This window comes from Clostridium phoceensis (genome assembly GCF_001244495.1).
GTDB classification, from domain to species: domain Bacteria; phylum Bacillota; class Clostridia; order Oscillospirales; family Oscillospiraceae; genus Lawsonibacter; species Lawsonibacter asaccharolyticus.
This window is the reverse complement of the sequence record NZ_LN866274.1, coordinates 2,283,606-2,308,393: the sequence shown is the minus strand read 5'-3', so window position 1 is coordinate 2,308,393 and position 24,788 is coordinate 2,283,606. Positions and strand designations below refer to the sequence as shown.

The following is a 24,788-nucleotide window of genomic DNA, read 5'->3' as shown; positions in this document are numbered from 1 at the left end:
AAAACCTATGGCTTCCTCAATGTCACAACCAATTGCTTGTTGATTTTTTCATTTTTCTGTTAGACTTAGTTTGTGTCTGGCACTAAAATAGCTTTATCATGAACAGATGGGAACATTCTGTTCAAAAGTGGGGTCCCACCCTTTTCGGCACAAGGTTCCGTGTCGGAAGCCGAGCCGTCCGGAATCTTCCATTCCCCTGCAATGTGTGTGATTACAAGAAAAGCTTAGGGAGGTCATCCATCTATGGAAATGGAAGTCAAAAAGAAAGGATTGTTGGAACGGTTTTTACGGGGTGTTGAAGTCTTAGGAAACAAGATCCCCAATCCAATGCTGCTGTTTATCTCACTTTGTATTATCGTCGTTCTTGCCTCTGCAATTTGCTCCTTTTTTAATGTCAGCGCGGTAAACCCCGTCACTGGTGAGACCGTAGAGGTTGTCAACCTGCTCACCAAAGATGGCTTTATCCGCATGTTGACCAATTTTGTTACCAACTTCACTGGCACCTCTGCCATGGGTCTGACCCTGACCTGTATGCTGGGCGTCGGCGTGGCCGAGGCCTCCGGCCTTTTCCAGGTTGCTCTGCGCGGCCTGGCGAAGGCGAAGGGCGCTGACCTGAAGATCATTATTGTTTTCATCACTGTGTGCGTTCTGGCCGACTGTGCGGGCGGCGCTGGCTTTGTCGTTCTTCCCCCTCTGGGTGCCATGCTCTGGTCTGCCATGGGCCGCAATCCCTTTGCTGGCATGTTTGCGGCCTACGCTTCTGTCACCGGCGCATTTGCTTCCAATATTCTAATTACCTCCATGGACGTGATCAACATGGGCTTCACCGAGGCAGCTGCCCAGATGTTGGTTCCCGAGATTTCTTTAAGTCCCTCCATGAACTGGTACTTCTCCGCGGTATCGGCAGTCTGCTTGGTCATTGTCTCCACCCTGGTCACCCTAAAGGTCGTGGAGCCCCGCCTCGGCGTCTACACCGGAACCTATTCCCCCATCTCCGATGAGACTTCCCCTATGGACCAAAAGGGTCTGAAAGCCGCTTTGATTGCTTTTCTGACCTATATCGCAGTCATTGTCGTGTTGTGCATCACTGGCGTACTGGCCGATGAAAACGGCTCTCTCATCAGTTCTAAGGCTCCCCTCATGTCTGGCATGACTGTGCTGATCGCCCTGATGTTCGCCATCCCCGGCATCGCCTTCGGTTATGGTTCCGGCCGCTTCAAGAAATTTGACGATGTCGCCGCCGCCATGAGCACGGCTATGGGCAATATGGCGACTTATATTGCACTTTTCTATTTCATTGCCCAGTTCCTGAAATACTTTGACTGGTCCAATCTGGGGCTTGTCATTGCGATCAAGGGTGCCAACGCTCTGGAAGCCTCCGGCCTGCCCATCTGGATGATCCTGGTTCTGTTCGTCCTGATGTGCTGTTTCTTGAATCTGCTGATCGGCTCCGCCTCCACCAAGTGGTCCATCCTGGCCAGCGTGTTCGTGCCCATGTTCATGCTGATGGGCTACTCCCCCGCCCTGGTCCAGATGGCCTACCGCATCGGCGACGCAGTCACCAATCCCATGAATGTGTCTGACGCCTACTTCGGCATGCTGCTGGCCCTGGCCCAGAAATATGACAAGAAGGCCGGCTTCGGCACCCTGATGTCCAATACCATGCCTTACGTCATTGCGTTCTTCCTCTTCATGGTCGCAGAGCTGTTGATCTACTTCTTCCTTGGGTTGCCGCTGGGTCCCAACAGCCCGGTCCATTTCTCCATGTAACTCTCACTTTTTATGAAAAATGTGTATCTCAGGAGGTCATCTATGAATGTTTTAGACGAAAAGCGCTCCAGCCCGGAGCTGCGCGGCTATGTCAAGGAGCGCATCCGGAAGATGCAGGACGTCATGGCCCGCAAAGGGGTGGATGTCACCATCCTCATGCGCCCCGAGAACGTGTTCTACTTCAGCAACTTCAACCCCATCCTCATCAGCCACGTCCCCTACTTCATCCTCACCCGGGATGACGCCTTTCTGCTGGTCCACTGCATCCGCCACGACCACGCCGTCAATGAGGGCGCGGTGGACAAGGTCCTGTGCTACGGCAAGTGGGGCGCCACCCAGGCCGTGGCCATGGACGCCATGGACGCCATGCGGGAGCTTCTGGGCGGCGGCCCCCTCACCGTGGGCGTGGAGGGCGACTACGCCAGCATGAACTTCCTGGACCGCCTGAAGACGAAGCTCCAGGTCAAGGGCTATGTGGATATCGCCCAGGACGCTGTGGACCTGCGGCTCATCAAGGACCCCCACGAGATCAAGATGTGCCGCATCTCCGGCGAGCTGGTGGACCTGGGTGTCACCCGGGCCATCGAGGCCCTGGAGGGCGGCGCCAGCGAGGCTCAGGCCGCCACCGAGGGACAGTACGCCATGCGCAACCGCTGGCATGAGAAGTATCAGCAGTACGAGGTGTCCGGCTTCTCCAACTCGGAGACCGCCGACATCGACACCTTCGTGGTCTGGTGCATGTCCAACGAGCGGCTCAACTACGGCTGTGACTGCCCCACCGGCTACGTCCCCATGCCCGGCGACCTGACCATGCCCATGAGCTGGGCGCGGATCGCGGGCTACAATGTGGAGAACGAGCGCACCGTCATCGTGGGCCATGTGAATGAGGAGCGCACCCGGGCCTACGACGCCATGCTCCGGGCCCGGGACAACATCTTCCGCATGCTCCGCCCCGGCGCCATCTTCGAGGACCTGTACTTCGCCGCCATGAAGGAGTACGAGGACGCCGGCTTCGGCAGCATCCTCCCCGGCCGCTGCGGCCACGGGATGGGCCTGTCCACCCACGAGTTCCCCTCCGTCACCAAGGGCAACAAGGCCCCCCTGGCTCCCGGCATGATCCTCACGGTGGAGCCCGGCCTGATGAGCGCAGAGCTGGGCGCGGTGCGCAACAGCGACACAGTGCTCATCACCGAGGACGGGTTCGAGTTTTTGACCAACTCCCCCCGGGACAAGATCATCATCAAAAAAGGCTGAACCTGACCGGCCCGCCTCTGCTGGAGGCGGGCCGGAGCTTGACGCAGGCGCACGAGAGCGCCATAAAAAAGGAGCTGTGATCTCATGACAAAAAAAGAACGCATCCAGGCCGCCATCCGCGGCGAGAAGCCGGACAAGATGCCCTACTCCTTCTGGACCCACATGCCGGGCACCGATCTGGACCCGGAGGCCATCTCCCAGAAGACCTATGAGTTCTACAAAAAATATGACTTCGACTTCGTCAAGACCATGAACAACGGCATGTACGCCATCGAGGACTTCGGCTGCACCGTGGACTACTCCGAGATCGTCAAGGGCGGCGTGGCCAAGGTGGTGAGCACCCCCATCTCCTGCGCCGCCGATTGGCGGAAGCTGACGGTCTGCCCCTGCACCCAGGGCAGCAACGCCCGGGAGCTGCGCCATCTGCAGCTGGTCCTGGAGAAGCTGAAGGGCGAGGAGGTCCCCGTCATCTTCACCGCCTTCACCCCCATCACCATCGCAGACAAGATCAGCGGCGGGAAGCTGATCTCCTACATCGAGGAGGGCCATGGCGACGATGTCAAGGCGGCGCTGGAGGTCATCACCGAGACCACCGCCCAGCTGGTGGCCGCGGCCATCGACATGGGGGCCGACGGGATCTTCCTGGCCTCCCAGATGAGCTCCTATGACAAGTGTACGGACCGCCAGTATCTGGAGTACGGCAAGCCCTACGACCTGCGGGTGCTGGAGGCCGCCGGGAAGGGCTGGATGAACACCATCCACTGCCACGGAGACCACATCATGTTCCACATCCTCAAGGATTACCCCGTCCAGGTCTTCAACTGGCACGCCTGGGAATCCCTGCCCGCCCTGGACGAGGCCTATGCCCTCACCGGCAAGTGCCTCATGGGCGGCCTGAGCCGGACCGACATCACCCAGCAGAACCGGGGCGCCATCCAGAACCAGATCTTCCAGTGCTTCAAGCTCCTGGGCGGACGGCATCAGATCCTCACCCCGGGCTGCGTCATCCGCTACCCCCTGGACGACGACATGCTCTCCTTTATCGGGACGACTCGAAATGAAATTGAGGCGGTATTTGACCAGCGCTGACGCCGCTGTAAATTTCCCGGGCCAGGCTGATGAATTCCCGGCCCGCCCGGGTGAGCAGCTTGCTCTTCAGGCGGCAGACTGAGATCTGGAACCGGCCGATCCCGCTGGTATCCAGCAGGAAAATAGAGAGCCTGTCCAGCCCCTCCTGGCTGAACAGGGGGGTGCTCCCGTGGCCGGAGAGCCGCTGGTCGGGTGACAGGAAGGTCAGAGGCAGCACACAGGCCCCCATCCCCTCCATGCACAGGGATGCCTCCGTGATCAGATTCTGGGTGGAGACCACCACTTCCGGCTCTATCCCGGCGTTCCGGCACAGGGTCTGAAAGACCCGGCCGTTCATGGTCTCCGGATGCTGCACCACAAAGGGTAGCTCCGCAAAGCGGTCCATGGACAGGGCGCCCTCCCCCAGCTTCCGGTCCAGATGGTGCTCTTTCATCAGCCGGTCAGGGACCAGCACCACGAACTTTTCCTCAAACAGCGGCGTCACCGCCAGCTCCTCCGTGTTTTCGGGCTGATAGCCGATGCACAGGTCGGCTGTGCCATCGTACAGCGCATCCGCGATGTTCCCGCTGACGGTCCCCTCCACCAGATGGAGCCGGATCTGGGGGAAGAGCTGATGAAAGGCGGACAGCAGGGGCGGCAGCATGATGGTCCCCCGGGTCACCGGGATGCCCACGGTCAGCTCGCCCTGCCGGAAGTTCTTGATGTCCTGGACCTCCCGGGCGTAGTCGTCCACCGAGCTCAGGATCTCCCGGGCATGCTTCTGCAGGGCCCGTCCCGCATCGGTCAGGGTCATGGGGATGCCCCGGTCAAACAGCCTGACCCCGTAATATTCCTCCAGCTTGGAGATGTGGCTGCTCAGGGCCTGCTGCGAGATGAACAGGCGCTTGGCTGCCCGGGTGAAGTTCAGCTCCTCCGCCGCCGCCGCGAAGCATTTCAGACTGGTCAGACTGAACATGGCCGTCTCCTCCAATCAAACAGTTGTCTATCTCTTGCTTATTTTATTCGATTTGCTTGTGCTTTACAAGTGTTCATTTTCAGATACCACCCCAGATAGGAGAGCGATACAGCATGGATCAAGCACTTTATCAGAATCACCTCGGCATCCTTCGGGAGGAATTGCTGGTGGCCCTGGGCTGCACCGAGCCCATCGCCATCGCCTATGCCGGCGCCAAGGCGCGGCAACTGCTGGGCGTAATGCCAGAGCACTGCCGGGTCCGGTGCAGCGGCAACATCATCAAAAACGTGAAGGGCGTCATCGTCCCCAACTCCGGCGGTATGCGCGGCATCGACGTGGCGGCCACCCTGGGCATCGTGGGCGGAGACCCGGACCGGGAGCTGGCCGTGCTGGAGACCGTGACGCCGGCGGATATCCAGACCACCCAGGCACTGGTGAAGGAGGGCTTCTGCACCTGCGAGCTGGTGGAGGACGTGGACAACCTGTATATCGTGGTGGAGCTGGAGGGCGGCGGACACTCCGCCGAGATCGAGATCCAGGAGCACCACAACAACATCACCTACATGAAGAAGGACGGCACGGTCCTGCTGGACAGCCGCCCCGACCCCAGCTGCAAAAAACAGAGCGGCGGTCCGGACCGGATGCTCCTCAATGTGGCCAACATCCTGGAATTCGCGGACACGGTGAAAATGGAGGATGTGGAGGAGCTCATCGGCCGCCAGATCGACTATAACACCGCCATCTCTGACGAGGGTCTCAAGGGCAACTACGGTGTGGAGACCGGCCGCATCCTTATGGAGAACGCGGGGAATGCCAGTGGGCTGAACCGTGTCCGCCTCCAGGCCCGGGCCGCCGCCGCCGCAGGCAGCGACGCCCGGATGAGCGGATGCTCCCTGCCGGTAGTCATCAACAGCGGCAGCGGCAACCAGGGCATCACTGTGACCATGCCCATCGTCATCTATGGGCGGGCCTGGCAGGCGGACCGGGAGCTGATCCTCCGCGCCCTGGTGCTGGCCAATCTGATCAGCGTGCATCAGAAGAAGTACATCGGCAGCCTCAGCGCCTACTGCGGCGCCACCAGCGCCGCCACCGGGGCCGCCTGCGGCGTGGCCTATATGATGCTCCGCCAGAAGGGGGAGCAGGAGCGGATCTATCAGATCCTCTGCGACACCATCACCAACAGCATCGAGACCCTGGGCGGCATGGTGTGCGACGGGGCCAAAGCCAGCTGTGCGGCCAAGATCGGCCTGGCGGTGGAGAACGCCCTGATGGCCCTGGAGCTGAGCCTGGCGGGCAACGTCTTCCAGCCCGGCGAGGGCATGACCATGGAGGACCCGGAGGACACCATCGCGGCAGTGGGCCGCATGGGCCGGGTGGGTATGAAGAGCACCGACGTAGAGATCCTGAACATCATGCTGGGGAACTGAAGCTGTCCCCAGACGATACGCGGCCGGACGGGAGCATCCTGTCCGGCCGCGGTCTTATTCTCCCCGCTTTCTCCCACCCCCACCTTAGCGGGGACTCTTTCAACAGCCTGAGGCCGGGCGGCTTTCGCCGTCCGGCCCTTTTCTCTCACCGGTACGATTTCTCTTGCCGGTGCGCCGGAAAATACCTATAATAGAACACAAACAAGACCACTCTATTGCTGGAGGAAGCCTATGAAACAGATTTCCTGGTACCGCAGCATCCGCTTCCGCATCCCTGCTGTCATCGCTCTCGTCCTTCTGGTCCCCATCGTGGTCTTCTGGCACTATTCCATGGAGCTGACCCGAAAAAATATGCTGAGTCAAACGTCAAATCTGATCTATACCAACCTCTATGGGGCCTCTCTCCTGATGGATGATGTGATGGAGCAGGTCAGTGATTTCAGCCGGGAGATCAGTCAGGACCCCGGCTTTCTCTCTCTGATCTCCCAATACCAGCAGGCCGATGCCGGTTCTGACCAGCGCCAAAAAGCACGCAGCCAGCTCTCCCTGGCTCTGAGCCAGTATGTGGGCCAGCTGCGCACCCTGGATTCCATCTATCTCATGTTTCCCGAGACAGAGACAGTGGTCACCATGCTGCCCGGGCAGAAGGAGCTCTCCTTTTCCCACCACTATGCTCAGCAGCTGTACCAGATGTACTACGATGTTTTTGAGTCCCCCATCGTCTGGCACCTGCTCCCCTCCGCCGGCGGAGGCAGCCGGATGCTCTCCCATATCCGGCCGGTCTCAGGTCCTGCCCAGCAAGAAAAGTGCATCCTGATCTGCAATCTGAAGGACTCCGCCTGGCAGACCGCTCTTTCCGCTCTGGAGCTGTACTCCGGTTCTGTCTGGATCAGCAATTATGCAGGACAGGTGCTCCTCTCCTATGGGAGCACGCTTTCCACGTCCCAGAACATTGGCCAAGACAGCCGCTTTTCCCAGGCTTTTGCGCAAAACCGCCAGTATGGGACTTACTCCTGCCAGGAGGATGGCACCGACTATCTGATCTCCTACTATAACGCCGTAGAGAGCGGATGGAAATATCTCTCCTGTGTCCCGGAAGATATCGTCCTCTCCGGCTCCGGCGGCGCTCGGGCCTTCTCTCTCCTTGCCCTGCTGTGCGGTGCCCTGGGCATCTCTCTGGGCAGTCTGATCCTGTACCGGTATGTGGTGAGGCCCATTTCCGCCCTTATGAGCCATCTGAGCGATATGGAGCAGGGCACACTCGCCCAGGCTCCAGTCCCGGTCCAGCGGGATGAGATCAGCCTGCTCTTCCACCGGTACAACCAAATGATCCAACGGCTGCAAAAGCTCATCGACGAGATCTATGTCCAGCAGCTGCTCCGAAAGCAGGCTGAGCTTTCGTTTCTCCAGTCCCAGATGGACGAGCACTTCCTGTACAATACTCTGAACACCATTTACAGCCAGGCCAGCCATGAACACGCGGACACCTCTGCCCGGATGATCCTGACCTTGTCCCGATATTTCCGGATCAGTCTCTCTCAGGGCAGCGACAAGCTCCCTCTGGACCAACTGGCCGACCTGCTCCGCAGCTATCTCCAGCTCCAGCAGATGCGCTTCGGCCGCTCGCTTGTCTTTCAGATCCAGCGTTTCCCGGAGATGGAGCAGTTTGTGGCACTCAAATATCTCTTTCAGCCCATTGTGGAAAATTCCATCGTCCACGGTTTTGAAAAACGCCCCGCGCAGCACCGGATCGAGATCACATTTCAAAAAGAAGGCGACATGCTTTTCTTTCAGGTGGCCGATGACGGCATCGGGATCTCGCCCCAGGATCTGGGGCCCCTGCTGCGTCAGATCAATGGTGAGGGGCCCATCCAGGGGCGGAGCTTCGCTCTGCGCAATATCCATGAGCAGCTCTGCATTGCCTATGGGCCCCGGGATATCCACATAGAGAGCCGCCCCGGTGCGGGCACACGTGTTTTCTTTCGCATTCCTCTGGAAAGGAGAGAGCCCCATGTCTAACTATTCTTTATTAGTCGCTGATGACGAGGAGATCCCCCGCCGGCACATCCTGGAAGATATCTCCTGGGACACGCTGAACATCCGTCCCCTCTATCAGGCCTCCACCGGCTGGGAGGCCCTGGCCCTGCTTTTGAAACATCAGCCCGATATTCTCATCTTAGATATCCGAATGCCCGGCCTCAGCGGGCTTCAGCTCCTGGACGAGCTGGTCCTCCGGCACAGCTCTACAAAGGTCATCACATTGAGCGGTTACAGTGACTTTGAAGCGGCCAGGAAAATGCTTTCCAGCGGGATGGTGGTGGAATACCTGCTCAAACCCGCCTCCGAAGACGAGCTCTTTGAAGCTGTTTTCAAATGCATCGAGCGCATCGATCAGACCCGCGGCCCTGACGACCCGGTCCCTCTGGAAGAGCCCGGACCGGAACCTCCTTCTTTTCACGAGAACGCCCAGCCCCGCGGGAGCAAGGTCCTGCTCATCCAGCAGGTCAAGGAGTATCTTCAGGAAAACTACACCCAGCGCATCACCCTGAATTCCGCTGCCGCCCTGGTGTATCTCACCCCCACCTATCTCTCCAAGCTGTTTGCCGAGGTGGAAGGGATGGGATTTTCCGAATATCTTTCCGCTCTCCGCATCCAGCATGCCAAGGAGGCCCTTCTGGACTACCACAGGCGCATCTATGAGATCGCCGCCCAGGTCGGATATCAGGATGTGAAGCATTTTATGAAGGTCTTTAAAAAGCAGGTGGGGATGACCCCGCGGGAATACCGGGAGAGCCATCTGTTCTGAGGGAAGGCATAAAATAACACACCAAAATGAAAGATTGCCCCATTTACCCTGAAAAAGTTTCTGATACAATGTTGGTAGAGAGAGAAAGCAAACTTTTAAAGGGGGCGAATGGCCATATTACCAGAAAGGACCTCTCTGCCATGAGACCGCTGACACCGCTTTTTCTCACCCTCGCTCTCCTGCTCTGCTCCTGCCGGACGTCCCTTCCCCCATCCTCCTCGCCCGCCTCTCAGGAGGCGGATCAGGGATCATACCGGATCGGCGTCAGTTTTCCCACCACCAGCCTGCTCTTCCGCAGCGCTATGTTTCAGCTTCTGGAGGAGTTCGATCTCTCCGAGGGATCTGTGGAGCTGATCCTGTGCGATGGGGAAAACAGCCAGGAGAAACAGAATCAGGACCTGGTAAATCTGATCGATGATCCTGTGGACGGGATCATCCTCATCCCCTATACCATGGAGGGCCCCCTTCCCGCGATCCAGTATGCCAACGACCGCGGCATCCCGGTCCTCACCTTGGACAACCGGGTAGAGTCCTCCTCCCTCTCCCGCACCATCGGATATGTGGGGGCTGAGCACGTCACCATGGGGGAACAGGCCGCCCGGCTGCTCATCTCCGCTCTGGAGGAGCATTTTCCTGACGCCGCCCAGTGGAACGTGATCTACCTCACCGGCATTCCCAACTCCTCCGGCGCCGTAGACCGGGACAAGGGGATCACCCAGGTGCTCTCTCAGGAGCCCCGCATCCGTCTCCTGGGCACCTATAACGGGGAGTTCTCCCGCCTCAACGCTGAGAGCATCCTGGATGACTGCCTCAATGTTTACCCTGATCTCCATGGGGTCATCTGCCAAAATGACCTCATGGCCGAGGGCTGCTACCAGGCTCTGGTCCGCCGGGGGCTGGCCGGAGAGGTGGCTCTGGTGGGCATCGACGGCCAGCGTTCTGTGGTGGAGGAGATCGCCGCTGGCGGCATAGACGGCACTGTCATTCAATATCCCGATATGGCGCTGGAGGCCGTAGAAGAGATCTGCCGCTACCTGGACGGCGAGCCTCTGTCCTTCTCCAATTATCAGCAAACCGATATCATCACGCGGGAAAACGCCCAGTGGTATCTGGACCAGGATCTTCCCTGGTAGAGCCATTTCAAGATGAAGTCCTTCCAGCGGGCCCCTGGAAGATTTCATATCACCTTCCGGACCAGATTGAAAGGAGAATTACGATGAAAAAACTGACTGCGATCCTTCTGACCGGCGCCATTGCGGCGTCCCTCTCCGCCTGTTCCACTCAAGCCGAAGAGCCAGCCTCCCTGGGCATGGACCTGAGCCAGTACACGGTGGTCGACATCTCTCATCTTCAAGAAGCCGATATGCCGGCGGACCCCTCTCTCCAGCTCCCCCAGTCTGACTTCTTCGGCCGTATCGGCGTAGACGGCGGACTGCACAACCTGGAGGTCCTCAGCTATTGCGTCCACACTGGCACCCACATGGATGCTCCCTATCATGTCATCGAGACTGGCGGTGGGATCGACACCGTGGACCCCCTCATTCTGATCGGCCCCGCTTGTGTAGTAAAGCTGGATGTGCCCGCCGGCTCCTACGGCATCACAGTAGACGATGTCAAAGCCTGGGAGGAGGAGAACGGAGAGATCCAGTCCGGTGAGGCTGTCCTCTTCCATACCGGCCATGACGCCCTCTGGGAGACTGATCCCGACGAGTATATCACCAACTACCCCTATCTTCTCCCCGAGACTGCCCAATATATGGTGGACAAGGGAGTGCGCTATATCGCCATGGAGTCTATCTCTCCCGACACCACCACCACCGAGAGCCACCAGATCCTCCTGGGCAACGGCGTCGGCGTGGTAGAGAACGTGTGCAACCTGGGGGACATCGAGGCCGACCGCTGCTATACCATCGGCACCTTCCCCAACTCCCAGGGTGCCACCGGCGTCTGGACCCGGATCTTGGCACTCTATCCGTAAAACTTTGCAGTACAAATGCCGAAGGGCCGCCCCAGATGGAGCGGCCCTTCGGCTGATATAGAGGATTGAAGACAGGTAGCAAACAGGATGTCCCGATCAGGCGTTGTGGGACTTGGAGTGGCTGGGGGCGACGTACTGGCCGTTCTCCTTCTTGACCAGCTTGCCCTCCTTGACCAGCTCGTTGGGGCTGTAAATGTCGTTGATGTTCCAGCAGCCGGGGGTGGGCACCACGATGTTCTCCATGGGGGCCTCCACCAGGAAGGGCTTGCCGGCCTTGTTGGCCTCGATGGCCTTCTCCAGGGCGGGCTTGAACTCGTCGGCGGAGGAGATGCAGATGGAGTCCACGCCGTAGGCCTTGGCCACGTCGGCCCAGCTGGGGGTGTAGCGCTCGCCGTTGGCGTCATAGAACACGGTGCCGAACTTGGTCTTGTAGTTGGCGTTCTCCAGGCCGGCGATGGTGCCGAAAGCGGCATTGTTCATGACCACCCAGGTGCAGGCGATGCCGTGCTCCACGGCGGCAGCCAGGCAGGAGGGGTTGATGCCGAAGCCGCCGTCGCCGGTGAGGTTCAGCACGATCTTATCGGGGGCAGCCAGCTTGCCGCCCAGGACGGCGGAGGGACCGAAGCCCATGGTGGCCAGGCCGGAGGAGTGGTGGATGGTGCCAGGCAGGGTGATATCGAACTCCTGGGCCACGCCGTTCTTGTTCCAGCCCACATCGGTGAAGATGATGGCGTCCTCGGGGATGACCTCCTTCACGTCCTTCAGGATGCGCTGGGGAGTCATGGGGAAGCGGCCGTCGCTGGAGATCGCCGCGTTGCTCTCCTTGAAGGCAGCCTTGGCCTTGGCGATCTGGGCCCGCAGCTCGGGGTTGCTCTTGCCCTTGGGGCAGATCTTCTTCACTTCCTCCAGGATCTGGGCCAGGCCGATCTTCAGGTCGCCGATGGCGCCGATCTCCACAGGGTAGTTGCGGCCGATCTCGTTGGGGTCGATGTCGATCTGCAGGAAGGTGGTCTTATCGGGATCGAAGGTGACGCCCTGATACCAGCTGGAGCTGTCGGCCTCGCCGAAGCGGGTGCCCAGGCCCAGGATCACGTCGGCATTGGCGGTCAGGGAGTGGGTGAACTCCAGGCCCCAGAAGCCGGTCTGGCCGATCATCAGGGGGTGCTGGTCGGACAGGCAGCCCTGGCCGGCCAGAGTGCGGGACACAGGGAGATCCAGGAACTCGGCCAGAGCGGCCAGCTCCTCGGAGGCCTGAGCCAGCAGGATGCCGCCGCCGGCGTGGAGGACGGGGTTCTTGGCCTCCACCAGCTTCTTGGCGATGGCCTTGGCGGCAGCGGGGTCCAGGGCGGGCTTCAGGGTCTCGTGGCTGTCCTTGTAGGTGCGGGCCCACAGCTCCTCGTCCATCTCACGGGAGAACATGTCCATGGGCACGTCCACCAGGACGGGGCCGGGACGGCCGGCCTCAGCCAGACGGAATGCCTTATCCAGGATGTAAGGCAGGGCCTCCACATCGTCCACGCGCCAGCTGCGCTTGCACACGGGCTTGAGCATGCTGTACTGGTCGCCGTCCTCATGCATCTGGACCTCCTGATGGGGGTGACGGCCGAAGTAATAGCTGGGCACATCGCCCACGATGACCACCATGGGGATGGAGTCCAGGGAGGCGTTGGCCACGCCGGTGATGACGTTGGTCAGGCCGGGGCCCAGGTGGCACATGACCACGGAGGCCTTGTGGGTGATGCGGGCGTAGCCGTCAGCCGCGGTGGAGGCAATGGCCTCATGCCGGGTGCCGATGTACTCGATCTTCTTGCTGCGGGAAAGGGCGTCCAGCATGCCGATGACGGTGTGGCCGCACAGTCCGAACAGCTTGGTGACGCCCCGGCGCTCCAGGTAGTCCACCAACAGGTCAGATACCAGTTTCTTGCTCATAGTTCGATTCCTCCGTTTTTTGATTGTCTCGGTCTTCCGAATTTCAGGGGGGATTTACTGCTTCTGCGCCGCGATCTCGTTGAGCTTGTCGGCGATGGCACCGTAGCCGGAGAAGAAGCTGCACAGCAGGGGGGTCTTCACGTCCTTCAGGTCGGGCAGCAGGGCGCGCATGGACACCTGGGCCATCACGATGGCGTCATAGCCCATTTTGTCCAGCTCCCGGATGCTCTCCATCAGGATGCGGTTGTGCTCCTCGGGGTGGCCGGCCTGAAGAGCATCCCAGGCAGGGTTCTGGAGGTACTGGGTGCACTCCATCTTCTTGCCCTGCTCCGCGCCCACCTTCTCGATCAGCCGCTGGCTGGGGCCCAGGGTGGTCTCCAGGGTGGCGATCAGGGCGATCTTGGTGCCCAGCCGAACGGCCTCCTGGGCCATGGGCAGGTCGATCTTCATCACGGGGACGTTGACCTCTTTGGCGTAGATGTCCGCCACCTCGCCCACAGTGGAGCAGGAGTTGACGATCAGGTCCGCACCGGAGATCTCCGCCGCCTTGGCGTACAGGGTCATCCGGTCGATGACCGCCTGGCTGGGGCCGCCATTGGCCCGGACATCAGTGAGCAGGGTGCTGTCGGTGATGAATTCCACCCGCACGCCGGGGACCTTCTCCTTCAGGAAGGCGACGGTGTCCTCCCGCTTGGCGAAGCTGGTCTGAAGAATACACACATGAGGTGCTGCCATAGTTGGGTTCATCCTTTCTCACATTTTTCTGCACTTCGGGCAGGGACAGCGCCCTGTCCGAAGTGCCTGTCTCTTTTAACCCTTCCGGGCCACCAGAGCCTTGGCCTTGGCCACGATGGAGTCCACGTCCATGCCGTGGTCCTTGTAGATCAGCTCCGGGTCGCCGGACTCACCAAAGCGGTCCTGGATGCCCACGATCTCCATGGGTACGGGGCAGTTGCCCACCACCACCTCAGCCACGGCGGAGCCCAGTCCGCCGAAGATGGAGTGGTCCTCGATGGTCATGATGGCCCCGGTCTCGCCGGCCGCCTTCAGCACGGCCTCCTTGTCCAGAGGCTTGATGGTGGCCATGTCCAGCACCCGGACGCCGATCCCCTGCTCCTTCAGGATGGCGGCCGCGTCCAGCGCCTTCTTCAGCAGGATGCCGGAGACGATCATAGTCATGTCGCTGCCGTTGTCCACCACGGTGTTGGCCTTGCCCCACTCGAACTTGTAGGTGGCGGGGTCATACAGGTCGGCAACCGGGTTGCGGTGCAGACGGACGTACAGGGGGCCGGTGAAATCCACCGCCGCATGGGCCAGGGCCCGGGCCGCCACGGCGTCGGCGGGCTGCACCACGGTCATATTGGGGAAGGAGCGCATGATGGACACGTCCTCAATGGCGGCGTGGGTGGCGCCGTCGCCGCCCACCTGGAGGCCGGCGTGGGTGCCGATGACGGTGACGTTCAGGTTGGGGTAGCAGACGAAGGTACGCACCTGCTCGCAGGCCCGCATGGAGGCGAACACCGCGAAGGTGGCCAGGAACACCTTGTTGCCGCAGGCGGCCATGCCGGCGGAGGCGGCCACCAGGTTCTGCTCGGCAATGCCGAAGGAGAACTCCCGCTCGGGGAAATACTTGCCGAACTTCTCCAGACCGCAGGTCTTGGTGTCGGCGTTACAAACCACAAAATTCTCGTTGGTCTTGGCGATCTCAATGATCTCCTGTCCAAAGGCCATACGGGTGGCAAGAGTCTTTGCCATTACACAACGCCCCCTTCCTTGATTTCCGCAATTGCTTTGACCATCTGCTCGTCGTCAGGCGCGGAGCCGTGCCAGACGGAGTCGTCCTCCATGAAGGAGACGCCCTTGCCCTTGACAGTGCGCATCAGGATGGCAGTGGGGTGGCGCATGGTCTTGGCGGTGTGCAGGGCGGTGAGCACGTCCTTCATGTTGTGGCCGTTGACCTCTACCACCTTCCAGCCGAAAGCGCGCCACTTGTCAGCCAGGGGTTCCACCGTCATGATGTCATTGACCCAGCCGTTGATCTGGACGCCGTTGCAGTCCACGATGGCCACCAGGTTCTTCAGGTCGTGGTGGCTGGCTGCCATGGCGGCCTCCCAGACCATGCCCTCCTGGATCTCACCGTCACCCAGCATGACGTAGGTCATGTAGTCCTGGTGATGCAGCTTGCCGGACAGGGCCATGCCCACGCCCACGGACAGGCCGTTGCCCAGGGAGCCGGCTGTCATGTCCACGCCGGGGGTCTTGTTCATGTCCGGATGGCCCTGGAGGATGGAGTGGTACTGACGCAGGGTGTTCAGCTCCTTGGGGTCGAAGTAGCCCCGGCGGGCCAGTGACGCATAGAGCACCGGGCAGGAGTGGCCTTTGGAGAGGATGAAGCGGTCCCGGTCAGCCCAGCGGGGGTTCTGGGGATCGATATTCAGCACGTGGAAGTACAGGGCGGTCACCATCTCCACCGCGGAGAGAGAGCCGCCGGGGTGTCCAGCCTTGGCGGCGTGGATCATGGAGATGATGTCCTGTCGGATCTGGACGGCCTGCTCTTCCAGCCGTTCCACATCCCGTTGGGTGAAGTAGTTGTGGTTCACCATCGTTCAATCCTTTCTACATCAGTTTTTGTTCTCCCTGGCTCCCAGCCTTTTGCCGGGGGCCTGTTTCCTTCTTCGCCCATAGACTACCTCCGCCGGCGAAAAAAGTCCAATTCTTGTTTGTGACAGCTGGTATCATTAAAAATGATATCGCAGCCCCAAACTTTCTTGACAAATCCGGGAAAATAGCGGATACTGAGCTTTGGCAGCCCTTCTCCACTCTGGAACGAGCCCCCGCTTTTCCTTTTGATTTGACATTTTGCACAAAACAGATGCTCTCTATTTTGTTGGTCTGAAAAAACGCTTTTGCCGCCCGCTCCGCCCGCCGCGGGGACTGGCGGCCATCCCATTGATCGGAGGCATGAAACCATATGGAACTTTACACGCTTCGCTATGTGCTTGCCGTGGCCGATTCGGGGAATTTTTCCCTGGCGGCCCAGGCCTGCCACGTGGGACAGCCCGCCCTGTCCCAGCAGATCGCCAAGCTGGAGAAGGAGCTGGGGGTGGCCCTCTTCGCCCGCAATCCTCGGGGTGCCACCCTGACGGAGGCGGGCAAGGATTTTGTTCTCCGGGCCAGGGAGATCCTTCAGCGTGCCCAGGCCCTTCAGGCTGAGATGTCCTTCTATGCCGGGCTGCGCAAGGGCTCCCTCAACCTGGGCATCATCACCAGCCTCCAGTGCATCAACTTCGGCGGCATGCTCTCCGCCTTCTGCGGCAGTTACCCCGACATCTCGGTGAACATCGTTCAGGAGGGGACCCACCGGCTGCTGGAGCTGCTGCTGGACCGGAAGGTGGACTTGGCCTTTCTCAACCGCCCCCTGTCCCAGCTGGCCTCCAGCCTGGAGTTCGTCAAGCTGGGGGAGGACCATTACTCCTTGGCGGTCCCCCGTGTCCACCCCCTGGCCGGTCGTGAGGAGGTCAGCCTGCGGGAGCTGCGGGGGGAGCACTTCATCTTCCACCAGACCGGCCAGGTGGCCGCGGAGCTGTGCCTCACCGCCTGCCGCCGGGCGGGCTTTGAGCCGGACATCGTCTGCCGCTCCAGCAGTCCCACCACCAGCCTCTACATGGTCCAGGGCGGGCTTGGGGTTGCCTTTCTGCCCTCGGAGGACTTCCGCTCCCATACCCTCTCCGGCGTCCGGGAGATCAAACTGGAGGAGCGGATCGTCAAGGAGGTGGGGGTGGCCTGGCGCCGGGACGCGGCCTCCCCCCTGGTGGACGCCGCAGTCCAGTTCGCCCGGGAGTGGGTCAAATGACCGCCCCCTTCTTTTCCTCTTTTCCCCCTGTCCCTCTTGTTGTATAATAGAGCCATTCCACTGAGGAGGTCTTTTCTATGATCACATTGGCACAGCGCATCGAAGCCCTGCGCACCGAACGGGGTCTCAGCCGCCCCGCCCTCTCCCAGGCCCTGGGCTTTCCCAAAAATGCGGCGGAAAAGTTCGAGACCGGCCGCCAGACCCCCACCCGGGAGCAGCAGGAGAAGATGGCCGCCTTTTTCGGGGTCTCCCTCTTCTATCTCCGGGGGGAGAGCAACGACCGCACCCGTCAGGAGACCTGGATGGACGGCGGCTTCCAGGATGAGGAGGAGCCCGCTCCCCCGCCCCGCCGCGCCGCCCGGCCCGTCCCCCAGAGCGGCCCCGCCGGCCAGGACCAGGGCACGGTGTTTGACGCCTTCCTCCACAGCAAGGCGTTTCAGGATATGATCCGCGCCGCGGTACAGGAGGCCCTGCGCTCCCCTGAGGGGCAGGATATCCTCACCCAGGCCGTCCGCAAGGAGCTGGCCCGGCAGCGGTGAGCACCGGACACAAAAATGTCCCGCGAGCAGAGCTCGCGGGACATTTTGTACGGCAGTTCAGGCCCAGAGGTCCTCATTTCCGTAATATGCATCCATTTCGCCGCTGAACCAGCGACCATTCAGGACAGTCCGGATCATCTCGGTCTTCTGGTCATCAGGAATGGAGTGGTCCGCCTCCATCCTCTCAATGATCTCGGCATAGGAGATGTGGTCGGTGGACATCTCGGCCCAAGCCCCATCGTCATTGGCGTCCACGATCAGCTGAGTGGTGCCGTCCAGACTGGTCCAGGCATCCCACTGGGGCAGTTCCCCACCATTTGGATTGCCGCTCCACAGGAAATTCTTATAATAAGTGTTGAGCATGGAGGAGACGGCCTGACAGCTGGGGGAGGCATAGAGCTCCGGATAGCTGGAAGAGGCATTGGTTAGCACATGGGTCATCAGCGGAGTGGTCATGCAATGATAAGATCCATAGATTGTAGCATACTCCTCTCCTACCACCGCCGGATCATCGCCCCAGCGGATGATACAGGTGTAGATTGGGGACTCATAGCCGCTGCCCAGCATCCGCTCGGCAGACTCCTCCCCGTTAAAGTATCCGTACATCAGGCTGCCGTACTTCTCGGCAAATCGATACTGGGGCAGCAGGACCTCATCTTTCATCAGCTCGGCCACGCTGGGGGTATTGAAGGGAGGAGAGCTCTTACAGAAGGTAGAGAATTCCCGGTCACCGTTGACCATGAGGACGGGCACGTCGTTGTAAACGGTGGTATCGAACCCCTCCTTAGGCAGCACCACGCCGTCGGCAAAGTGGTGGGGGAACGCGCTCATGCGGATGCCCGCGCCGCCGAAAGCGGCGGCCAGCTCCTCATCAGACAGACTGTACAGGAAGTCCCGCACTTCCTCTCCATCGGTGAGCAGCCACTGGGCGGCGGACTCCTCGTCAGACTGGACCCCCTTCTCCACCGCCAGCGGTGCCAGCGCTCTGGCCTCTACCCGCTGGCTGTCCTCCATATCGGCCACTGTCATGCCGCCGCTGTAAGAGATCGCCTTCTGGAATTTTCCCTCAAACACGGGGGAGATCAGCATGGCCATCACATTGCGGCCTCCCGCAGAGGAGCCGGTGACGGTGATGTTCCCGCTGTCTCCGCCGAAACTCTCAGCGTTCTCCGCCACCCAGTCCAGAGCGGCGGCCAGATCCAGCAGTCCAAAATTCCCCGAATTTTCTTCCTCCGTACCTGTCTGGATGGCGGGAAGCGCGTTGTACCCCAGCAGCCCCAGACGGTGGTTCACCGAGACTACCACACAGTTGACCTCCTGGGCGAATTGAGTCGCCGGGAAAGCCGCGCTTTTCCCAGTCTGGTTGTTGCCTCCATGGATATAAAAGAAGATGGGCAGGCCGGTCTCGTCCGTGTCCGGGCGGGTGATGTCCAGGGTGACCGCCCCCTCCTCACTGCCCAGCAGGGCGGTTGTGGCCTCCACTGTGCCGTTGCCCGCCTTGTCTTTGCTGGCCTGTACGCTTGCGGTCTGACTGGCGACCATGCTCTCAGTGGCGTCCAAAGTGCCCTCCCAGGGCTCCAGCGGCTGGGGCGCTTTCCACCGCAGTTCGTTCACCGGTGCCTGGGCATAGGGGACACCGAACCAGTGCAGCGCACCATCCTCAGAAAATCCTTCCAGAGTGCCATAGCGTGTGTTCTGCACCGTCCCCCGCTGATAGGCATAGCTGGGCGTCTCCGTCTGATGAGAGACTGAGGGGAGGGAGGAGGCAGGTGCAGAGGACGCGGCAGGTGCGGGGGCGGAGCTGCAGGCCAGCAGAGAGGCCGACAGTGCAGCCGCCATCAGCCCGCTGAGTACCTTGTGCTTGAGACTCATGTTCATTCATCCTTTCTTTCGTCAGCAGCGATCCTGCTGTTTCCCAAAGCATACCATACCTGTCCCTGCACATGTTCGCCTTCCCTCTTAAAATCCTATCATCGATCCGCTGTTTTCTCCCGTCTGTCTCCCCTCCTCCCGTTCCATTTGGAAAAATCCTATCATGTCGCAAATAATTCTGCCCTTTTTCTTGTATTTTCTCCGTCATATCCATTATAATTGGAACTCGTCAAAGGATGTGAGAGACCCATGTGGCTTTTTGAACGCACTTCTGAGGAACGAGATCCCCATCAGGGATTTCCTTTTTATCACGTCACACAGATCAGTTATCTCCCTGTTCCCGTTCCCTGGACTGTGTATCCGCATTTTCACGAGGCGGACTATGAGCTCGCCTTCATTACCAGGGGGCACTTCTCTTTAAACCTCCCCGGCTGTACTATCCCGCTGCAGGCCGGGAGCGTTGTCTCCATTCCGCCCAAGACTCCTCATTGTTTTCAGTGCGACGATGATAGGGACTCCACACATTATGCCATCCGGTTCACCGGTCCAGCGGAACGGCTGACCGCCTGGAACGACCTTCTGGCTCCGGGCCCCGCTTATTGCGCCCCCTTTGAAAAGATGTCCACAGTCCAGCGGCTTCTGGACATCATTCAGGAGCTGGCCGGTGAAAACGGCGGACAGATAGACCGCCCGGTCCAGGCCCTAGTCCTCTCTATTTTGGAGCTGGTCCTCCCGGAGCTCCGGGCCTCCGGTACGGTGGTCAGGACCTCTTTTCCGGAGTACGCCAACGATATCCTTACCTATCTTCAGACCCATATCCACGAAAAGGTGACCATGGAGACCCTCTCCCAGACCTTCCACCTCAGCGCCTCCCATATCTCCCGGGTGTTCTCCAACGCCTACCACACTTCCCCTATCAACTATCTGATCTACTGTCGGATGCGCACTGCCAGGACCTATCTTCTCCGGGATCATATGTCCACATCAGAGATCGCGAAACGGCTGGCCTACCACGATGTGTACCACTTTATCCGCTCCTTTGAGCAGTTCTTCGGCGTACACCCGGACCGCTATCTCCAAGCCCAATCCCCTCAGGACACTCTTATTCCTGTCCGCGCCCCCTTCTGACTGCAGATACAAAACGATCCATCTACAAAAGGAGTCTCTATGAACGAAAAGGAAATTTCCGAGATCCGCCGCCGGTTCCGGCCGGACAGGAGCGGCATCTCCCACATCCGCGGATGTTATGTCAACGAAAACCGGGAGATCGTCTCCCAGTTCGACCAGTCCCTGGGGCTGATGTCCCAGGAGGAGTCGGAAAAGCTGCTGGCCATCCTCCGGCGCACCCTGTCCGGCACCCTGGGCAAAAACCTGGCGGACATCACCTTCTCCACCCAGCAGGTGGTGGACAGCGAGGAGCACCGGCTCCTCATGGCCCTGCGGGGCTCCTCCCTGGCGGACGAAGAGGCCGTGCAGGCCCTGTTCCAGCGGGTCATCTCCTCCCTCACCCTGGAGGGGAACTATCTCATCCTCCTGGCCCACGACACCTATGACGTCCCCTACCGGGCCAAAGACGGGGAGCGGATGGACGACGCCTCCGACCAGGTGTTCTCCTACATCCTGTGCTCCATCTGCCCGGTAAAGCTGACCAAGCCCGCCCTGAGCTACTTTGTCTATGAAAATGCCTTCCACGACCTGAAGGCGGACTGGGTCGTCTCTCCGCCGGAGGCAGGCTTCCTCTTCCCCGCCTTTGACGAGCGCACCACCAACCTCTATAATGCCCTCTACTACTCCCGGGACATCGGGGAGAACCACCCGGAGCTCATTGACGCCCTGTTCCGCACCCCTCCTCCCATGCCTGCCGCCGTCCAGAAGGAGACCTTTGAGTCCCTCCTGGGGGAGACGCTGGCGGAGGATTGCAGCTATCATGTGGTCCAGGCCGTCCACAGCCAGCTGCGGGACATGATCGAAGAGCACAAGGCCAGCAAGGAGGAGCAGCCCCTCCTGCTCTCCAAGGGGGAGGTGCGGTCCGTCCTGTCCTCCTGCGGCGTGGCCGCCCCCCATGTGGATGCCTTTGAGGCCCAGTATGACCAGGCCTTCGGCCCGGAGGCCGGCCTGAGCCCCCGCAATCTGGTGGACCCCAAGCAGCTGGAGGTCCGCACTCCCGACGTCACCATCCACGTCAACCCGGAGCGCAGCGACCTGGTGGAGACCCGCATGATCGAGGGCACCCGGTACATCCTCATCCGGGCCAACGAGGGCGTGGAGGTCAACGGCGTCAGCATCCAGATCTCCTGAAACTGTCGAAAAAGGGAGAGCGGCCCCTCTGTTCCAGAGGGGCCGCTCCTTTTGCTTGTCCGTCTATTCGATATGCAGCTCCAGCACCTGCTCGGAGGAGAAGTCCTCGATCTGGAGGTAGTACTCCGCGCAGTCCAGCAGGGCCTTCATGGGGACAATGCCCACCACCTCGCTGCCCACCACCCGGACGCCATAGCGCCGGGCCTCCATCTTCACCATCTCAAAGACACTGTAAATGGAACTTTTGGTGTAGTCGGTCAGGTTCATGGTCACCTGAGCCAGGTTCCGCTCCTCCAGGGCGATGCCCATGGCCTTCACATAGTGCAGGCCGCCGCCGATGTTCCGCACCCGGCGGGCGATCTGCCGGGCGATCTCCACATTGGGGGTGTCCAGGTTGATGTTGAAGCAGATCAGAGGCATCCGGGCCCCGATGGCGGTGGCCCCGCCAGTGGGGTGGATGGTATCCGGCCCGAAGTCCGGCTTCCACAGGGGGTCCTTCATCTTCTCCGCCAGCCCCTCGAACTGTCCCTTGCGGATGTTGGCCAGGTCCACCCGGTGGGGGGCAGTGGCAGACTTCTCATAGAGGTAGAAGGGCTGTCCGTAGAGCAGAGCGGCTTCCTGTGCTATCTCCCGGGCCAGCTGGTCCGCCTCCTGGATGGTGCAGTCCCGCACCGGGATGAAGGGGATCACGTCCACGCAGCCGATGCGGGGGTGCTGCCCCTCGTGCCGGGTCATATCGATCAGCTCCACCGCCGTGCCGATGGCCTCCACCATGGCCCGCTTCAGGGGCTCCGGCTGGCCCAGCACCGTCACCACGCAGCGGTTGTGGTCCGGGTCTGTGGAGTAGTCCAGCAGCTTCACTCCCGGCTTGGCCCGGAAGGAGTCCACGATGCGCTCCACCTTCTTCAGGTCCCGCCCCTCGCTGAAATTGGGGACGGATTCGATCCATTTATCCAGCTTCATGTCTCTCTCCTCTCTCTGTCCTGGGCCCCGGGGACGCCCCCCTCTTTTACCTTTTTATATTATTATAGTGTTTTCCCCTCCCCCTGGCAAGGCAAAAACGCGCCCCCGGCAAATTTTTGCCCGGGAACAGTTGCACACCCGGCCCCAAATCCGATATACTGGACCCAGACCAAAGAGGGGGGCTTTCTGATGCTCAATGTGACCATGCTCCAGACCCCCAGCGTCACGCTGGACGGGGTCCCGGTCTCCTTTCCCTTCAAGCGGGCGGACGCCCTGCTGTACTACATGCTGGTGCGCCGCAGCGCCACCCGGCAGGAGCTCATCTCTCTGCTGTGGGAGAGCTGCGACGAGGCCACCGGCCTGAAAAATCTCCGCAACACCTTATATACGCTGAAAAAGACCCTGGGGGGCGACTTTCTCCTCTCCCCCCAGAAGTCCCTGGTGGTGGTGAACAGCGCCTGGGAGGTGGACTGCGACTACGACCGCTTCACCCAGCGGGGGGATTTCTCCGCCTACCGAGGCCCCTTCCTCCAGGGCTTCGCCGTCAAGCACGCCTTCTCCTTCGATGAGTGGCTGGACCGCACCCGGGAGAAGCTCCACGAGCAGTATCTGGGCCGGCTGGCCCAGCAGGCCCAGGCCGCCCTGGAGGCCGGCGACCCGGAGGAGGCTGCCCGCTTGGCCACCGAGTATCTGCGGGAGGACCCCTTTGACGAGTCCATGGCCGCCTTCCTCATGGAGCGCCTGCGGGCGGCCCGGAAGTACTCCCGGGCCGCCCAGGTGTACCAGCGGCTGAAGGAGCAGCTCTCCGAGGAGCTGGGTGTGGACCCCCTGGAGAGCACCACCATGCTCTATTACGAGATCATGAACCAGTGGAACGACACCACCCAGGCCCCCGGGGAGGCAGAGGCGCCCCAGGTCCCCGTGGGACGGGAGACCCTCTATGCCGCCCTGCGGGCGGCGGCGGGCTCCTTCGCCGAGGGGGCGGTGCGCCGCTGCTCCCAGCTGTTCATCGGGGAGGTGGGCTCCGGCAAGAGCGAGCTCATCAGCCACTTCCTCCGCTGGTCCGATCTGTCCGCCCTGCTAGTGCTGCGGTGCGGCTGCCTCCAGTCGGAGGAGGGCCTCCCTCTGGCCCCCTGGGACCGCATCCTGCTGTCCCTGCGGGAGTTCATCCAGGAGGAGCAGCTCTCCCTCCCGGTCCCGGTCCAGGTCCGATTAGGCCAGGCGTTCCCTCTCTTCCGCTCTGAGAACGCCTGGCCGGGCGGAGTCTCCGCCCGGGCGCTGCGCCAGTGGGACCAGGGGCTGGAGGACAGCCTCCTGCTCCTCTTCTCCGCTGTCACCCGCCGGAAAAAGGTGCTCCTGGTGCTGGAGGACCTGCAATGGGCTGACGAGGAGAGCCTGCGTCTGGGGGACGCCCTGCTCCGCCGCCTGGAGGGCAGGGGTCTGATGACCATCCTCACCGCCCGGGACGACCTCTCCCCCTCTGCCCTGGCCCGGCTGGAGTCGCTGGAGGCGGATGGCCTGCTCCGCCGCCATCGCCTGCCCCCTCTCACCCCGGAACAGACAGAGGAGCTGCTCCGCAGGGAGCTGGGCGGTGAGGCCGCCCGACGCATGGCTCCCCAGTTCCACCGGGAGACCGGAGGCAACCTCTATCTGCTCACCGAGCTGACCCAGGCCTACCGCCGCAGCGGCGATGTGGAGGCCACCCTCCAGACCCTGGGGGATATCCTGATGGACCGGCTCTCCGGCCTGTCCGGCGCGGCCCTCCAGGTGGCCGAGCTCATCTCCCTCTTCTCCGAGGAGGTGCCCAGCCGCCTGCTGCTGGAGCTGATGGACCAGAATGACCGCCTGCTCACCGCCGGTCTGGACGAGCTGCGGGGCCGGGGCATCATCCTGGAGCACCACACCGAGGGGGACCCCACCTACCGCTTTGCCCACCAGCGCATCCGGGAGCTGGTCTACGACCGGCTCTCCTACTCCCAGCGTCAGCCCCTCCACCTCCAGGCCGCNCCCTGCGGCGGGAGCTGAGGGCCCAGAAGGCCCGCCTGCTCACCGCCG

20 protein-coding genes are annotated in these 24,788 nt (G+C 61.1%); 13 read left to right on the top strand and 7 right to left on the bottom strand.

Annotated features, from left to right (window positions below; genetic code table 11):
- Nucleotides 1-243 precede the first annotated feature (243 nt).
- The 3 genes from BN1969_RS11920 to BN1969_RS11910 all read left to right on the top strand — a co-directional run bounded on the left by BN1969_RS11920 (nucleotide 244) and on the right by BN1969_RS11910 (nucleotide 4,113).
- Nucleotides 244-1,770, top strand: a complete 1,527-nt coding sequence (locus tag BN1969_RS11920) for an AbgT family transporter (RefSeq protein ID WP_050624494.1) — start codon at nucleotides 244-246, stop codon at nucleotides 1,768-1,770.
- A gap of 42 nt (nucleotides 1,771-1,812) precedes the next feature.
- Nucleotides 1,813-3,024: a M24 family metallopeptidase gene (locus tag BN1969_RS11915; RefSeq protein WP_050624493.1), complete on the top strand. Its 1,212-nt coding sequence runs from the start codon at nucleotides 1,813-1,815 to the stop codon at nucleotides 3,022-3,024.
- 84 nt (nucleotides 3,025-3,108) lie between these two features.
- Complete coding sequence (locus BN1969_RS11910) at nucleotides 3,109-4,113, top strand: uroporphyrinogen decarboxylase family protein (protein WP_050624492.1); 1,005 nt, start codon at nucleotides 3,109-3,111, stop codon at nucleotides 4,111-4,113.
- On the opposite strand, the gene BN1969_RS11905 is transcribed toward BN1969_RS11910, so the two are convergent.
- Nucleotides 4,064-5,068, bottom strand: coding sequence for a LysR family transcriptional regulator (locus BN1969_RS11905; protein ID WP_050624491.1), 1,005 nt, complete (start codon nucleotides 5,066-5,068; stop codon nucleotides 4,064-4,066). The genes BN1969_RS11910 and BN1969_RS11905 overlap by 50 nt on opposite strands.
- Nucleotides 5,069-5,181: 113 nt before the next feature.
- Between BN1969_RS11905 and BN1969_RS11900 the strand changes: the two genes are divergently transcribed.
- From BN1969_RS11900 to BN1969_RS11880, 5 genes are all read left to right on the top strand, one after another.
- Complete coding sequence (locus BN1969_RS11900; RefSeq protein WP_050624490.1) at nucleotides 5,182-6,495, top strand: L-cysteine desulfidase family protein; 1,314 nt, start codon at nucleotides 5,182-5,184, stop codon at nucleotides 6,493-6,495.
- 231 nt (nucleotides 6,496-6,726) lie between these two features.
- Nucleotides 6,727-8,514, top strand: coding sequence for a sensor histidine kinase (locus BN1969_RS11895; protein ID WP_050624489.1), 1,788 nt, complete (start codon nucleotides 6,727-6,729; stop codon nucleotides 8,512-8,514).
- On the top strand, nucleotides 8,507-9,301 hold the full coding sequence (locus tag BN1969_RS11890; RefSeq protein ID WP_050624488.1) for a response regulator transcription factor: 795 nt from the start codon (nucleotides 8,507-8,509) through the stop codon (nucleotides 9,299-9,301). The genes BN1969_RS11895 and BN1969_RS11890 overlap by 8 nt, the downstream gene beginning before the upstream one ends.
- Before the next feature lie 140 nt (nucleotides 9,302-9,441).
- The gene (locus BN1969_RS11885; protein WP_050624487.1) at nucleotides 9,442-10,434 is read left to right on the top strand and encodes a sugar ABC transporter substrate-binding protein; all 993 of its coding nucleotides are present in this window, start codon (nucleotides 9,442-9,444) and stop codon (nucleotides 10,432-10,434) included.
- Nucleotides 10,435-10,517: 83 nt separating this feature from the next.
- Nucleotides 10,518-11,279, top strand: coding sequence for a cyclase family protein (locus tag BN1969_RS11880; protein WP_242850335.1), 762 nt, complete (start codon nucleotides 10,518-10,520; stop codon nucleotides 11,277-11,279).
- 96 nt (nucleotides 11,280-11,375) lie between these two features.
- Here the strand turns inward: BN1969_RS11880 and BN1969_RS11875 are convergent, their stop codons facing one another.
- The 4 genes from BN1969_RS11875 to BN1969_RS11860 all read right to left on the bottom strand — a co-directional run bounded on the left by BN1969_RS11875 (nucleotide 11,376) and on the right by BN1969_RS11860 (nucleotide 15,811).
- The gene (locus BN1969_RS11875; protein ID WP_050624486.1) at nucleotides 11,376-13,208 is read right to left on the bottom strand and encodes a thiamine pyrophosphate-binding protein; all 1,833 of its coding nucleotides are present in this window, start codon (nucleotides 13,206-13,208) and stop codon (nucleotides 11,376-11,378) included.
- Nucleotides 13,209-13,262: 54 nt separating this feature from the next.
- Complete coding sequence (locus BN1969_RS11870) at nucleotides 13,263-13,943, bottom strand: aspartate/glutamate racemase family protein (RefSeq protein ID WP_050624485.1); 681 nt, start codon at nucleotides 13,941-13,943, stop codon at nucleotides 13,263-13,265.
- A 75-nt stretch (nucleotides 13,944-14,018) separates the two neighbouring features.
- Nucleotides 14,019-14,963, bottom strand: coding sequence for a transketolase family protein (locus tag BN1969_RS11865; RefSeq protein ID WP_050624484.1), 945 nt, complete (start codon nucleotides 14,961-14,963; stop codon nucleotides 14,019-14,021).
- On the bottom strand, nucleotides 14,963-15,811 hold the full coding sequence (locus tag BN1969_RS11860) for a transketolase (RefSeq protein ID WP_050624483.1): 849 nt from the start codon (nucleotides 15,809-15,811) through the stop codon (nucleotides 14,963-14,965). Before BN1969_RS11860 ends, BN1969_RS11865 begins: the two co-directional genes overlap by 1 nt.
- Before the next feature lie 368 nt (nucleotides 15,812-16,179).
- Between BN1969_RS11860 and BN1969_RS11855 the strand changes: the two genes are divergently transcribed.
- Both BN1969_RS11855 and BN1969_RS11850 read left to right on the top strand, forming a co-directional pair.
- Entirely contained in the window at nucleotides 16,180-17,061 is an 882-nt protein-coding gene (locus BN1969_RS11855; RefSeq protein WP_050624482.1) for a LysR family transcriptional regulator, read from the top strand.
- A gap of 77 nt (nucleotides 17,062-17,138) precedes the next feature.
- Nucleotides 17,139-17,600 (top strand): helix-turn-helix domain-containing protein, encoded by a 462-nt coding sequence (locus BN1969_RS11850; RefSeq protein WP_050624481.1) that lies wholly within the window; start codon nucleotides 17,139-17,141, stop codon nucleotides 17,598-17,600.
- A 57-nt stretch (nucleotides 17,601-17,657) separates the two neighbouring features.
- Here the strand turns inward: BN1969_RS11850 and BN1969_RS11845 are convergent, their stop codons facing one another.
- The gene (locus BN1969_RS11845) at nucleotides 17,658-19,472 is read right to left on the bottom strand and encodes a carboxylesterase family protein (RefSeq protein WP_050624480.1); all 1,815 of its coding nucleotides are present in this window, start codon (nucleotides 19,470-19,472) and stop codon (nucleotides 17,658-17,660) included.
- Nucleotides 19,473-19,721: 249 nt separating this feature from the next.
- On the opposite strand from BN1969_RS11845, the gene BN1969_RS11840 reads away from it, so the two are divergent.
- On the top strand, nucleotides 19,722-20,600 hold the full coding sequence (locus BN1969_RS11840; protein ID WP_050624479.1) for a helix-turn-helix transcriptional regulator: 879 nt from the start codon (nucleotides 19,722-19,724) through the stop codon (nucleotides 20,598-20,600).
- Nucleotides 20,601-20,639: 39 nt separating this feature from the next.
- Nucleotides 20,640-21,770, top strand: coding sequence for a DUF4317 domain-containing protein (locus BN1969_RS11835; RefSeq protein ID WP_050624478.1), 1,131 nt, complete (start codon nucleotides 20,640-20,642; stop codon nucleotides 21,768-21,770).
- Nucleotides 21,771-21,833: 63 nt separating this feature from the next.
- Here the strand turns inward: BN1969_RS11835 and ftcD are convergent, their stop codons facing one another.
- Nucleotides 21,834-22,733, bottom strand: coding sequence for a glutamate formimidoyltransferase (gene ftcD, locus BN1969_RS11830; protein WP_050624477.1), 900 nt, complete (start codon nucleotides 22,731-22,733; stop codon nucleotides 21,834-21,836).
- Between the two features lie 189 nt (nucleotides 22,734-22,922).
- Between ftcD and BN1969_RS11825 the strand changes: the two genes are divergently transcribed.
- Complete coding sequence (locus BN1969_RS11825) at nucleotides 22,923-24,758, top strand: ATP-binding protein (protein ID WP_050624476.1); 1,836 nt, start codon at nucleotides 22,923-22,925, stop codon at nucleotides 24,756-24,758.
- Nucleotides 24,759-24,788: the final 30 nt, after the last annotated feature.